The sequence below is a fragment of the Ktedonosporobacter rubrisoli genome, from assembly GCF_004208415.1.
GTDB classification, from domain to species: Bacteria; Chloroflexota; Ktedonobacteria; order Ktedonobacterales; family Ktedonobacteraceae; genus Ktedonosporobacter; species Ktedonosporobacter rubrisoli.
In genome coordinates this window covers 8,979,804-8,993,485 of sequence record NZ_CP035758.1, presented here as the reverse complement: position 1 = coordinate 8,993,485, position 13,682 = coordinate 8,979,804, and the positions used below count along the sequence as shown (strand labels likewise).

The window sequence follows — 13,682 nt, the reverse complement described above, 5'->3', positions numbered from 1 at the left end:
CACAGTCAGGCAGGAGGAGAGATGGACACCATTCTGTACGATGTCAGTGTACATATGGAGCAGGGAAGCTTCTTTGTCTATCATGATCTTGAGGCAGCCATTGCCTTGGGAGATCGCGCGCTCTTCCTTGGCACGCAAGGCCTAATGGCGCTTGACGAGCCTATTACTCTTCTTCGCCCACTAGACGCAATCGAGATCCGTTTTCATCCCGAGTTTACCGAGCTACATCGCCGGCTCTGGAACGACCTCATGCAAGTCCGTACCCAGCAGGATGGAAAGGTATGAAGGTCATTTCTCCTCTTGAGAACACGCCACAGCAGAAGAGACGAGAGCACTCTTCGACTTGGAATAAGGCAAAGCTTCGCGCGCTGAGGCAAGCGCTACTTATCGTTGGCGGTCGTTTGCTCTTGTTGGTTGGTCTGCTTCTCGCCTGGCAGTTTCTTTCAGGTCGATATATCAATCCTCTGTTCATCAGTAGTCCACTTGCCGTAGCCCGGCGCATCTCTCTCTGGATCGCTGATGGCACCTTGTGGTATCACACGGAAATAACGCTTCAGGAAACCTTGCTTGGGCTGCTATTAGGCTTGCTCAGCGGCGTTCTGATGGGTTTTCTCTTGGGACTTCAGCCGATCCTTGCCAGAATCTTTGATCCTGTTGTGGTTGCGCTCTATAGTATTCCCAAGGTAGCCCTGGCTCCTCTCTTCATTCTGTGGTTTGGGATCGATATCCAGATGAAAGTGATCCTGGCCGCTGTCACGGTCTTCTTCCTGGTTTTTTTCAACACCCTCTCCGGGGTACGCAACGTTGATCAAAATCTGATCGATGCTGTCCTGCTCATGGGAGGCAAGCGCCGGGAAATGCTCTTCAAAGTTATCATCCCATCTGCCAGCAGTTCGGTCCTTATGGGATTCCACATCTCTATTCCTTATGCCTTGATTGGTGCGGTCATCGCTGAGTTGATCGCGTCTAATCATGGGATTGGATATTTGATCAACGATTCAGCAACACAGTTTGATACCGCGAGAGTTTTCGCGGCCTTATTCGTTCTGACAGTCATTGCAGCGTTACTTAATACACTCGTCAACTTCCTTGATAGGAAGACGTCCCGCTGGAAAGTGGGCATAAAACAGGGATACTCACTTCTTCCTTGAGAAGAGCATAGCACGCAGCGAAGAGGTTTCCCTACTGTATCACCAACTCATTTGGAAAGAGAGAATGGAATATGTATCTTTCGAGACGTTCATTGTGGGTATTGTTTGCTTGTTCCTTGCTACTCATTTTAAGCATAACTAGCTGTAGTGGATTGGGGGCACCTCCGCCTTCAGACAGTGTGAACAGCATGACATTGAATGTGGGGCAAACCTCAAGTGCTGTTGGCTATTTTCCTCTTTATGTCGCGCTTCAGAAACAATATTTTAAGGCTCAAGGACTGACGCTCAATCCCACTGTTCCTCCCGTTTTGGGGACCGGAGCGAAAATGGCCGCCGCAATTGAATCCAATAGTATTGAACTTGCCGGTGGAGGAGTCATCACTGATGCCTTCACCGTCTCACGCATCGATTCGCAAATCAGGCTGCTGGGAGCTCTGACCAATGGGTATTTTATCGATGTCACGATAAGCAAACGCTTTGCCCAACAGGCACATCTTTCGGCGGCCAGTTCGCTTGAGCAAAAGGTGAAGGCCTTAGTAGGCAAAAAGATTGGCATCACCTCTCCTGGGAGCGGAACAGAGGCCCTAATGATCTATCTCTTCAGGATCTATGGCTATGATGTTAAGCGAGATGCAATCCTGGTAAATCTCGGGGGGACCGAGACGGCAGCTCTGGCAGCCCTGAGCACTGGTCGCGTGGATGCTATCTCTTTCTTTTCCCCCGCTGGCCAGGAAGCCGAGGCGGCAGGAATCGGAGATCTTTTCATTAGCCCGGACCGTGGGGATATCCCGGCGATGCAAGGGCAGCTTCATGGGGTCTTCTATACCAAGCAAACTGTGATCGATACCAAGCCAAAGGCGGTACTCGCCTTTATTCGCGCCATTGCGCAGGCGGAAGACTTCATTCAGAAGCAGCCAGATCAGGCGATGGGCCTCCTCGAAAAGTATCTCCATCTGCGCGATATGCAAGTCACAAGACCTGTGTTCGATGCGATAGGCCCAACATTTGCTCAGAATCCCCAAATTAGCCAGAAGGCCTACGACGAAGCCAACGAATTTCATCTAAAGGCCGGCCTGATTGCTATTGCCCTGCCTTACAAAGATATGGTGGCAACCGATACCATCAAGAAAGCTTTGAGTCAAAGGCTTTCTTCTTGAGCAGGGGCAAGAAGACTATAAAAGTGTACTTCTTCCGGTTACTACGACACTCTTACTGCTCTTATTGTTGTGGCTCACCCGCCCGTGAGCCGCACATGAGGCATGCTTCCGGCAAGGTAATCTAACATCCATCTTTTATCTAACACGAAAAGAGGAAGAATAGGCATAGCCCCATCGTTCTTAATGCTTTTTAAGCGCCGAAGGCAGACTCACTTGCTAACAGCAGTATTTACTCTTCTGACAAAGCCCGCTCTCTGAAATTGCTGCTTCAGCTTCCCTAGAGACTCTTTGACACTTGAAGAGAGCTCCGAGCAGTGCTGAAGGCCGCCATGTTCTGACAGAATAAGAGGGTCAACCGAACGAAACTTCAGCGGAACATGGAATTCGAAGTTGTCAGGGTCATTAACGGCCCGAAGTTCTGGATTGAGTACGGCTAAACTGGCAACAATCTCGGGATCGCCTCCACGGCGTAAACGGGATAAAAGCTGCTCATCATCAAGGAAGAAATCGCGTTCGCTGAGAATACCGCGTCTGTAAGCAGAGCTGATGATCTGGGCCAGCAGTTCATTGGCATAGAGGGTGAGCGGATTGGCGAAGACCTCAAAAAGTAGCCTGGTATAGGCCTTGATAAACCAGGTCCCAGCCTGCATATCGGTAAGCACAATCCTGCCTTGTGAAACGCTCAGGGCTGCCAGAAATTGTGCTATCTCCTCGCGCTCTACCAGGCCAGCCTGGGACAAATCACGCAGGGTATAGTCAAGGCGATCCGCACAGAGATCGGGTAAGGGCTGCTCCAACAACGACCAGCGTTCAGTATCAAGGAGACGAGTCAGGGAGAAACCATAGCGCTCCACAATCGCGGGTATAGCTGATTGCTGAACAAGCTGAGCAAAATGATGCTCATGATAGTCTTCGGCGCTATTCTCAAATACGCGATCAATTACATGGGAAAAGGCTGTATGCGAAACGTCGTGGATCAGGGCAGCGATTTGTTCTTCTACACTTCCGCCAAGTCGTCGAACCAGGAGCATCACACCAACTGAATGCTCATAACGCGAGGTATGCTTGCCAGGTCGGACCAGGTAGAGCGCGCCAGCCTGATGGATATTTCGCAAGCGCTGCAAGGCCTCAGTCGAGAGCAAATCGAGCAGCACCGGTTCTATAATCTCAATCTCGCCATAGATCTGATCTTCTACGATCCAGTTAGCCATAAACGGATCAGCTCCTTTTGTTTACTGCTCTACGATTGCCCAAAGCAGAGCCCTGGCGCGGCAGAAATATTCAAACATGACCGTGGAACAAGCTTAGAGTAGCGGCGCTCAGCGCTTTTCAAAGTGTGGAACGCGATTGCTGACGCGCGCCAGCAAAGCAAAACGACCCTAATAAGCACTCTTATGGGTTTCAGGGCTGCTGAAAGTAAACTTGAGAGCCCAACACCTGCTGCGTTCCGGTATCCTGAATGAGCGCCAAATTGTCGATAGTAATCTTCCAGTGCAATTCGCGCGTGAAGAGTCGAGCCATGAGGCGAGACAGTTTCTCCGCCTCAATATCGTGCTCGGCAAGCGTAATATGAGGCACCCAGATCTCCGGTTCATAGTACGGCATAATCTCTTGCGCGGCACACGAGATCGCCGACCAGAGCTCTTGATGAAAGCAAGATAGCTCTCCCGTGCGTACGACAGGTATATAAAGCACCGGATGGCTGCCCGTAAAAAGGCGAGACCAGTGGCCTGAATCGTAAATGGCCTGGTCTGTTGCGCTACCTTCTCTAACAACCTTATGAGTTGCGGCTCATCATAACGGCTTGCGACTTGATAGGACACATGCGGATAGGGCAGCACCTCAGCGATCCGGCGAAGGCCAAAATCGACAGCCAGTTCTGCCCACAGGCTTTTAATAGCTTCTGTCGTATGCCTGTCAAAGAGAGAAACTACTCCATACATCAAACCAGGGCTCCTAAATTATCCTCACGCTACAAAAGCACTTTTACCATAAAACCATTTTAGCATACCTGACTAACTCATGTGCTAATTTTTCTTGTCGCCCACGAGCAGAATAAAAGCTGAGGTATATCCGTTACTGAGACTATGTGGAATAACAAGGGTAAGCATCGGAGATAGCCAGGCTGGCGAACTAACGTTCGCCAACTGCTTAGTGTAAAGCCTGAGACCAAGCCATATCCCAGAATTCGCGCTCAAGCCGGGCAATATCAAGAAAAGCCGCATCCACCTCTTTATCAGCTTCAAAACTGCTCAAGGCGGCCGCCGCAGCCTGTTCAAGCTCACCCACAAAAGTCTGAAAAGCCGGATTGGTCCAGCGCTCCACGAACTCACGGTATTTTGGACTTCCGGGAAGAGCAGTCTTCCAGGCCTCCAAATATGCGTACTCTATCGCCCACATGGACATAAGCGCGACAGGATACGCGGCATGCTCAAGACCGTGCATAAACTCTCCGTAGGCCACAGTCACGGGAAGCGCGGGATCGTGCAAGGAAAGCTGAAACTCGTCAGCCTTGGACTCAAACCAGCTCAGTTCCGCATTCATCGCAATAAGACCGTTTATGATAAGCGCCTGATCTGAGCGAGGGGCCTGGGCCAGAAGACGCGCCTGAAAAGCTAGCTCTCCCTGAGCGAAGTGATAATCCTGAACCAGCCAGGCAGAAAACGCTTGCGGGGCCAGCGAGCCATTGCTCACAGCCTGTAAGAAGGAATGATGGGTTGCAGCATGCCACTCTGCTGCATGCCGTTCAATCAACTGTAAAGGTTGTATCATATTCTTCCTTTTCGCTACATTTCTTTTTCCTACACCTATAATACAATATTTTTAGTATACTCTATAGTAAATTACGCGACGTATCCCTAGCTCTCTGAAATATCTAAAGTAGGAATAAAGAGCTTTCAGTCTTCAGCGAGTGGAACTGACAAGAGATTTAATCGAGCTCTTGCTGGCCTAACCCCGCCTCACGCGCGCGTACAATGGCCTCTGCCCGGCTGGCAACCTGTAATTTGCTAAAGATACTGGATACTAGATTGCGTACCGTCTTGGGGCTAATGATCAGTTGCTCTGCAATAATCGTGTTGTTGTCGCCCCGGGCGATCAACTCTAACACCTCGCGTTCGCGTTCGGTCAGTTCGGGAAACACTTGCGCCCTTGTTCGCGTGAACGTTGCAAAAAAGGCCAGAGCCCGGTGAGCAATCGTCGGGCTAAAGATGACTCCGCCGCTGCTCACAGCCCGAACCGCCAGCAAGATATCATCCTGGTCGGCACCTTTGAGTACATACCCGCGTGCTCCAGCTCGCATAGCAGCGAATATCGAGTCATCGTCTTCGTACATAGTCACAATCAGGATACTTATCCCGGGATTCGAGCGTAGGATCTGTCGTGTAGCCTCGATGCCATTGATGCCTGGCAAGCCAATATCCATCAGAATCACATCAGGCCCGCATTCGCTCGCTTTGATTACTACTTCTTTCCCATTTGTTGCTTCCCCCACAATTTCAATCTCTGGCAATAGATCCAGCAAGATACGCAAACCATCACGGAAAACAGGATGGTCATCCGCGATGAGCAAACGTATGGGCCTCATGGTATGTCCTCCTTCAGTAAGGGAATACAGACATGTACGCAGGTGCCACCAGTCGTTCTCATCTCAATGGTACAGATACCACCCAATTCAGAAGCTCGCTCGAACATCGAGGAGAGGCCGATGCCCGATCTTCGCTGTTCTGGCAAGCCGCGTCCATCGTCACAGATCTCAATTGAGAGCGTATCTTCCCAGGTGAGCCGCACTGTACAATTTTGTGCTTGCGCATGACGCACTACATTAGTAAGCGCTTCCTGTATGATGCGATAGATGGCCACTTCCTGAGCGGCAGAGAGTAGTGGAAGCGGTTGGGCTATCTCGAAGATTATCTTCACCCCACTCCGCTCATAGTATGCTGCCTGCTCCTGTAAGGCGAAGATAAGTCCGAGCTCATCCAGCGACTGTGGGCGCAGATCATAAACCAGCCGACGAATCTCAGCAATGGACAATTGCGTTTGTTGCTTGAGGTCTACCAGCAGAGATTCGGCTCTTACCAAATCGCGTTGCATCAGCTGACGTAGAGCGTCCAACTTGAGCATCTGGCTCCCTAGCACAGGTCCCAGCCCATCATGTAGGTCGCGGCGTATACGCCTTCTCTCCTCCTCGCGTGCCGTTACCAGACGTTCACGTGAGCGCTGCAAGGCTCTTGCCAGAATGACTGAGTGCGCAGTTGCCCCCGCCTGCCGCTCCAGGTCCGCTAAGAGCCGTTTGTCAGCTGTAGTAAAGGGTTCGCCAGGTGAGCGCGGAGCAAGGATCAGTTCACCTACTACCTCTGTCTGGTGCTTCAGGGGAAAATGCAAGAGGTCCTGAGTGGGTTGCCCATAAGCTGCTACCACGCTAAACTGTTCCCCCTGCTTCAACGTGACGGCCGCATATGGAATCTTAAAGGTTCCTGCAACTGTCTCAGCAATGGTTGGTAGCAGCGCTTCCGCTGCCATCGCCATTTCTAGACGCTGCCCTAGCCGCGAGAGCACTGTATAGGGATCATCGCGCTCTCCATAGAGCAGACGGTTGACAGCTTGTTGCAAACGGATGCGCAACGGGTGAATGAGCAGAGCAATCATCCCAATAGCAAGTAACGAAATGAGTGGATTGCCCGAGGCCTGCAAAAGTGTGCCCAGACCACCAACAACGAGCACATACCAGCCGATCACCAGAGCTGTTAGAACACCATAGACCAGTGCTCGATTTATCAAGATGGTGACGTTCCAGAGCTGATAGCGCAGCAGTGCCAGTCCGATAGAGAGCGGCAAACAGAGGTAGGCACAATAGGCGATGGTCATATAGAGGAGCGTAGTCAGAGCGTTCGAAGGCAACACCCAGTTGAAGAACTGCTGCACAATGAAAGCCACAAAGAGCACAACAATCCCAAGAACAATCCACTTTGTTTGTTGCTGTTGCGCCGCGGTAGAGATCCGGCGATATTTATAGACTTGCGAGGCCACACTGAGGGCAAAGGCACCTACCGTCATTAAGGTGAATATCACGAGAGCAACAGTCAGCACATAGGCTGGCAACCTCACCCCCAAAGTTTGAGCGACGCGCAGAAAGAGGTTGCAGAAGAGAAGGGCGCTGATCAGTATGCTGACAGGTACGATCATCCAGCCTGGCGCAAAACGGCCATTGGGAAAGAGAAAAAGGAAGAGGATGAGCAGGATATTGCCACAGGAGAGCAGGCCGAACCCCAGCATGGTCGCAGCATCCAGTTGTGTAGGCGGCCATTGGAGATAGACGATGTTGAGAACAATCGAAGGTCCGATAGTGACCATCATCAGCGAAGCCAGAAAGGCCATAAAATCGACTGATTGTTTTCCCCTTGTCTGCCAGAAGAGCAGAATACCGATGGTGCTGCAAACGACCATCAGCACGCTTAGAAAGACAAGATGGTAGCTCGCGTAAAACGTTGGGGATATCCCCCAGACTCCTGGCCTGGTTTCTGTTAATGCGCATTGGTGCTGACAAACTTGCCAGTAGAGCTTGAATATAGCTGGGAGTAACACCACAAACTGTAACAGCGAGAGCAGCGTGATAATCGTCCAGATAATCCGTGCAAGCAGGAGCCAGCTACTGCGCACCTGGCCCTGACTTTCCACGCGTTCAGATGGCAAACTGGTAGTTTCTGCATTCTCTCCTTCAGTCTGACGTTCCCTATTCATATGCTCCCGCTTTCTCACTATCCAAGACTTCTCCTCTTTGCATCACTTCCACCGGGCTACGAAGACGCTTCTCGTTCCTACCATATGCTTTTTTGAGACAGAGTGCTAGCAGGCACAGCATCCAGGTGAGAGCCATGTTGTTCCTCGCACCCTGACTTTTTCTGGCCCACAGTCAACAAAGCCCTGGCTAGCCTCTCGGAGAGAGCCACCAGGCCGTTGACCAGCAGATAGGTAAGTAAAGAGCCTACAAATCCTGCACCCATTACCGCCAACGATCTAGCAAACATTGTACCATTAAAGGAAGTGGTGAGTTGAATAATACCTCCCAGTTTGAAAATAATGGCCGGGGCTCCTGCCGAAAGGGGGCTAGCCAGGAAATATGTACCCACCAGGTAGAACAGTGGCGTTAGCACGCAAACTGCAGATGCAAAAAACAGTGGCAATATCAGACAAAAAGAGAGAAGCCCTAGAGGGACTTTGAGCAGGAAGTAGAAACATCTTTTCCATGTGAGGGATGCAGAGAGGAAGCTACGCAAGCGCTGCCGCCATGTCTGCTCTAAATAAGAGTCTTCGCCTTTGGGAAGATATAGCCGCAAGGTGCTTGCTATCAGTTGACGCTCCCAGTTGGCGAGGGCATGCACGACAGCACATGTCCTTTCGAGTAGAGGGAAGCCAACCCCTATGACTAGCGTCGCGATGCTGAGCGTGAAGCCAGTAAAAATTGTCAAGAAGTAAAACAAGCCGAGAGGGCAGGAAAGCACCAGGAAACTGATCTTCCCAATAAAAGGTACTGCTCGCTCGGAATTATAGATTTTTACCATTAGCCTATCCTTTGGTAGTCAACAAGAGATCTTCTTTGTCTTTATGCATACAGCTTACCAACTCGTGTATCCCGTTGTCAGGAGATCAATGTCCCTTATATGTCGGGACAGCGGCATCATGACGCCGGGACACTCCATCAGTTACTCTCTAAATACGCGAGGCGGACCATAACAGAAAATGTATCCCCGTGAAGCGAGTTCTACCACGAGTGGAGGAACCAGACTTTTTTCTCTGCTATTCCTCAAAAGATCTATAAGAAAGGTTTCTAAATGTCTATCCGCAAGATAACATGTCTAGCTGGGCAGCGAAAATCTCTCGGTTTTGCGCTCACAGTACTGCTAGCCATACTCTATAGCATGATGGTGGCCAGACCTGTACTGGCCGCATCGTCAGTAACGACCCCGAATTTTGCCAGGATCGATGCTTTCATCACCGCCGGAATGCAAGAAAAACGTATCCCTGGTGTGCAGGTAGCCATCATCCAGAACGATCATGTAGTGCATCTGAAGGGCTTCGGTCAGGCCAATGACGAGGGGATGAAAGTCACGCCACAAACGCCGTTTATGATCGCATCATCGAGCAAACCCATTACAGCGCTGGCGATCATGCAACTGGTGGAGGCTGGCAAGGTGCAACTGGACGCCCCTGTACAACGCTACCTTCCCTGGTGGCGTCTCTCCGACCCTGTTCAATCTAGCAGAGTCACTATCGCTAACTTATTAGATCATACCAGCGGCATTTCTGGCTCTTTGGGGGGAAAAGATTGGTTGTCAGATCCAAGCAAGCGCAACTGGTCGCTGGAAGATGGGGTACGCAGTTTTCATTCTAGTTCCTTTGTCCATGCCGTAGGTACGACCTTTGAATATAGTAATGCGAACTATGAAACTCTGGGCCTGATTGTACAAACCATCTCTGGCGAAGAGTTTGGTACCTATGTCAAGCAACACATCTTTTCGCCCTTGCATATGAACCACAGTACCCTCTCACTGAAAGAGGCCCAGCAAGAGGGATTGCAACAAGGATATACCTGGTACTTTGGCTTCCCCAGATCGACGCAGAACTTGTATTTACCCGCCCTTGGTCCTGCTGGGATGGTAATTTCTACTGCAGAGGATTTGTCACATCTGCTTGTTGCCCAGATGAATGGTGGACGCTATGAGGGCACTAGTATACTCTCTCCACAAGGAATCGCGCGCATGTATGCAGGAAATCCGCATGCCTCGTTTGGTCCAGAAGGGGCCGCTCTCGACCTGAAGGGAAACTATGGTCTTGGTTGGTTCAATGGCTCCATAGCAGGAGTTCCGGCCATCTATCATCTAGGAACCATAGTGAATTATGCTTCACTTCTAGTGATGGAGCCACAGCACCACCTGGGCGCGGTAATATTGATGAACGTTAATGAAGCCAGCCTTCCGACCCAGGAACCTATCATGTACATGCAGAATAACCTTACCCGTTTGCTCGCTGGCTCCGAACCATATACTGCTCCCGGGCTTAATGTACAATCCTTCTACTTGTATGCGGATTCTACCCTCTTTGTATGGGCCATTTACCTGCTCTGGTCCGCCGGGCGCCTGCGGCGCTGGTCTAGCATGTTCGGACAACGCCTCCAGAGCGCCTTATCCCGCAAGCGCTCCTTGCTTCTGGCGAGCCTGCGGGTGACCTGGGAAGTGGGCCTCGCGCTCCTCCTGCTCCTTGGCATCCCAATAGTGCTTGGAGGAATATCATGGCTAGATCTTCCAGGTATGTTTCCAGATCTCGGCTGGGCATTACTGCTTCTCTCGCTGCTCACCCTACTCATTGGGATTGTGAGAGCTGTGCTTTTGCTCCGGGCTGCGCGAAACAACGCTTCAGCCTCTTCGAGCACAGTTACTCTATCTCTACGTCGCAGATAATCTCCAGTGGCAGAGGATGAGGCCTCTCATCTTCTGTCACTCAGAGGGTAAAGTATGCTGTCCAAATAGTCAATGAAAGAAATCATAGGAAACAGGGAGAAATGACATCGATGACGAACGCCTTAGAGGCTCTAGCCTCCTCAACCGAAGAAACAGCACAAAGAAGCCGGTCCCGACGCGGGCTCCTGCTCTTTTTCGCTCTTCTGATCCCGCTCTCTGCTCTGCTCGAAGGGACTATCATTGTCACCCACAACTTCAGTTGGGTTACCCTGCTGATGTGGATTCCCGGACTCTCCTCGATCATCACCCGCCTGGTACTTCGTGAGGGCTTTGCTGACGTGTCATTTAGTCCTGGAGGGTGGCGATCGTGGCGTGCAATTTTGTTCGCATTGCTCTTCCCCACAGCCGTAGGGTTAATTGCCTATGGAGGAGCCTGGAGCCTGGGGCTGGCTCACTTTGTCTCCCCCACAGGGGGCTCTTCAGACGCCATCCTGCAACCTCTCTCATTCATCGCGCATTCGCCGCTACTCAATTTTTCGTGTAGACTATTGCTGGCAACGACATTAGGGACTATTATTGGTACCCTGACCGCTGCTGGTGAAGAGATCGGCTGGCGCGGCTATATGCTGACCCGCCTGATTGATGCTCGCGTTCCTAAGCCTATTTTGCTGAGCGGGCTGATCTGGGGCCTCTGGCATCTTCCGCTCATCTTCTCAGGCCTCTATGCGACAGGACCGTCATCTCCTTCAGCGACTTTTTCTGCGCTCACCTTTCTGCTCACTACGACATCTATCGCGTTTTTCCTGGCCAGGCTGCGCCTGACAACGGGGAGTATCTGGCCTCCTATCGTTTTGCATGCTGCCTGGAATGCCATCATCCAGACAGTGTTCGATCGTGCCACAAATGGCCCTGCCACCCTGCTATGGACGGGTGAATCGGGAATTCTTGTCGCAAGCGTCCTTGTAGCCGCTGCCTTTCTTCTCTCACATGCAAGGGAGAAGAGGATCAGCTTGTGGTAAGCCCATAGCTTTCTCCCCTTATGCGCCTAATAACAGCAATCTCCTCTGCCCATCTTGCGCACAACCTATAAACTATTATAGAAGCCTAAGCTGCAAAAGAAGGAAGTAGAAATCTATGGCCTCCAAACAACCACATATCATTATCTTCAATCCCGACCAGTGGCGTGGCGATGTGCTTGGACACGCGGGCAATCCGACCGCCGTTACCCCTGTTCTTGATGCACTGATCCAAAGCGATGCTGTCTCATTTGTTAACACATATTGCCAGAATCCCGTCTGCACGCCGAGCCGCTGCTCATTCTTTACTGGCTGGTATCCCCACGTGCGGGGCATAGAACCATGTTCCACATGTTGCAAGCAGACGAGCCCATGCTTCTGCGTACCTTAAAAGATGAGGGCTACTATGTCTGGTGGGGCGGCAAGAACGATGTTGTACCGGCCCAGCACGGCTTTACAGCCTACTGCGATTATCGCTTTTTGCCCACGCCTAAAGCCTCTTCCAAACAAGATTGGCGTGGCACACCCGAGAGCGATGCATTCTACTCGTTTTTCATCGGCAAGGTAGAGCGGGAAGCCGAGCATGACCTGGAGTGCGTGCAGGCCGCGATTCAAGCTATTCTAAACGCGCCTGCCGGGCAACCTCTCTGCATCTACCTGGCCCTCCATAATCCTCACCCTCCTTACCAGGTAAGCGACCCCTGGTTCAGCATGATAGATCGGGCCAACCTGCCAGGGCGTATTCCTGCCCCAGAAGATTGGCACAATATGCCAGCTATGCTCAAAGGGCTTTACGAAGCGCTGCATATGCAAAGTTGGAGCGAGGAGCGCTGGGCCGAGCTGCGTGCAACCTACTACGGTATGTGCGCGTACGTTGATCATCTCTTTGGCCTGCTCATCGCCACCTTACGCGAGGCGAATATCTACGATGAAAGCGCTATCTTCTTCTTCTCAGATCACGGTGATTTCACTGGCGACTATGGACTCGTGGAAAAGGCCCAGAATATCTTTGCTGACTGCCTGACGCGGGTACCTCTCATCATCAAGCCACCTGCCTCTATTCCTGTCCAGCCGCATATCTGTGAAGAACTGACGGAGCTTATCGACGTTCCGGCAACCATTGAGGATCTGTTAGGGCTAGAACCGGGTCACACCCACTTTGGGCGCTCCCTGCTGCCTTTCCTGAGCGATCCGACCCTGCAAGGCCGTGATGCAGCTTTTTGTGAAGGTGGGCGGCTCCATAGCGAAAAGCAGGCTATGGAGCTAGAGAGCCGATCAGCGCATGATACCAACGGCCTCTACTGGCCACGTTTAAGCCTGCAGCAGCGCGAAGGAGCCGAACATACCAAAGCTACTATGTGCCGAACCAAAGAATTCAAGTATGTGCGCCGGCTCTATGAATCCGACGAGCTCTACGACTTACGTACCGATCCGCAAGAACTCCACAATCGCATCAGCGACCCGGCCCTTGCCACCATCCTGGCCGAGCTCAAAGATCGCCTGCTCACCTTTTATCAAGAGACCAGTGATGTGGTTCCACTTCAAACGGACCAGCGGGAAGCCAGGACCCATCAATCAGCCTCCACGGAATGAGCAAGCTCTAGAAATTACTTTAGCTTGAGCAAGCCGACTCCAATCCTGACAGCCTGGAACTCAGGGCCTGAAAGACGCATAGTCTCGTCTCAGGCTCTCCATACTATTGTCCGCCGCGACAAGTTTCGTCAAAGGGAGAGCACAGCAAATTACTTAAAGGTTTTCTGGGCTTTATGCATAAAAGCAGGGATAGTCTGTTCATCGGTACAGGGAAGCACTGGCTGATTGGCCGATGGCTTCGTCAAGCTTTCATGCTAGGATTCTTAACTATAGCAATAAAAGTCTCAGAAAAATTTTAAGAGGCAAATA

General features: G+C 51.3%; 13 protein-coding genes. 7 read left to right on the top strand and 6 right to left on the bottom strand.

The window, feature by feature from the left end; translation table 11 throughout:
- The first annotated feature begins 21 nt into the window (after positions 1–21).
- From EPA93_RS38950 to EPA93_RS38940, 3 genes are all read left to right on the top strand, one after another.
- Positions 22–285, top strand: a complete 264-nt coding sequence (locus tag EPA93_RS38950) for a hypothetical protein (RefSeq protein WP_129892693.1) — start codon at positions 22–24, stop codon at positions 283–285.
- Entirely contained in the window at positions 282–1,151 is an 870-nt protein-coding gene (locus EPA93_RS38945; protein WP_129892692.1) for an ABC transporter permease, read from the top strand. Before EPA93_RS38950 ends, EPA93_RS38945 begins: the two co-directional genes overlap by 4 nt.
- 188 nt (positions 1,152–1,339) lie before the next feature.
- A complete protein-coding gene (locus EPA93_RS38940) occupies positions 1,340–2,308 on the top strand; it encodes an ABC transporter substrate-binding protein (protein WP_165423698.1) in 969 nt (322 codons plus the stop codon).
- A gap of 209 nt (positions 2,309–2,517) precedes the next feature.
- On the opposite strand, the gene EPA93_RS38935 is transcribed toward EPA93_RS38940, so the two are convergent.
- The 6 genes from EPA93_RS38935 to EPA93_RS38910 form a co-directional block, all read right to left on the bottom strand.
- Positions 2,518–3,519 carry an HD domain-containing protein gene (locus EPA93_RS38935; protein ID WP_129892690.1) on the bottom strand — a complete coding sequence of 334 codons (1,002 nt, stop codon included), beginning with the start codon at positions 3,517–3,519 and terminating at the stop codon, positions 2,518–2,520.
- Positions 3,520–3,709: 190 nt separating this feature from the next.
- Positions 3,710–4,003 (bottom strand): 2'-5' RNA ligase family protein, encoded by a 294-nt coding sequence (locus tag EPA93_RS38930; RefSeq protein WP_129892689.1) that lies wholly within the window; start codon positions 4,001–4,003, stop codon positions 3,710–3,712.
- Positions 4,004–4,459: 456 nt separating this feature from the next.
- Positions 4,460–5,080: a TenA family protein gene (locus EPA93_RS38925; protein WP_207229320.1), complete on the bottom strand. Its 621-nt coding sequence runs from the start codon at positions 5,078–5,080 to the stop codon at positions 4,460–4,462.
- Positions 5,081–5,237: 157 nt separating this feature from the next.
- Positions 5,238–5,894 (bottom strand): response regulator, encoded by a 657-nt coding sequence (locus EPA93_RS38920; protein ID WP_207229319.1) that lies wholly within the window; start codon positions 5,892–5,894, stop codon positions 5,238–5,240.
- A complete protein-coding gene (locus EPA93_RS38915; protein ID WP_129892688.1) occupies positions 5,891–8,047 on the bottom strand; it encodes a sensor histidine kinase in 2,157 nt (718 codons plus the stop codon). Before EPA93_RS38915 ends, EPA93_RS38920 begins: the two co-directional genes overlap by 4 nt.
- 77 nt (positions 8,048–8,124) lie before the next feature.
- Complete coding sequence (locus EPA93_RS38910) at positions 8,125–8,868, bottom strand: sensor domain-containing protein (RefSeq protein WP_129892687.1); 744 nt, start codon at positions 8,866–8,868, stop codon at positions 8,125–8,127.
- A 270-nt stretch (positions 8,869–9,138) separates the two neighbouring features.
- Between EPA93_RS38910 and EPA93_RS38905 the strand changes: the two genes are divergently transcribed.
- The 4 genes from EPA93_RS38905 (at position 9,139) to EPA93_RS50605 (ending at position 13,373) form a co-directional block, all read left to right on the top strand.
- Complete coding sequence (locus EPA93_RS38905; RefSeq protein ID WP_129892686.1) at positions 9,139–10,764, top strand: serine hydrolase domain-containing protein; 1,626 nt, start codon at positions 9,139–9,141, stop codon at positions 10,762–10,764.
- Positions 10,765–10,874: 110 nt separating this feature from the next.
- Positions 10,875–11,783, top strand: a complete 909-nt coding sequence (locus tag EPA93_RS38900; RefSeq protein ID WP_165423697.1) for a CPBP family intramembrane glutamic endopeptidase — start codon at positions 10,875–10,877, stop codon at positions 11,781–11,783.
- 115 nt (positions 11,784–11,898) lie between these two features.
- Entirely contained in the window at positions 11,899–12,171 is a 273-nt protein-coding gene (locus tag EPA93_RS50610) for a sulfatase-like hydrolase/transferase (RefSeq protein WP_207229318.1), read from the top strand.
- Positions 12,153–13,373 (top strand): sulfatase family protein, encoded by a 1,221-nt coding sequence (locus tag EPA93_RS50605; protein ID WP_207229317.1) that lies wholly within the window; start codon positions 12,153–12,155, stop codon positions 13,371–13,373. Before EPA93_RS50610 ends, EPA93_RS50605 begins: the two co-directional genes overlap by 19 nt.
- Positions 13,374–13,682: the final 309 nt, after the last annotated feature.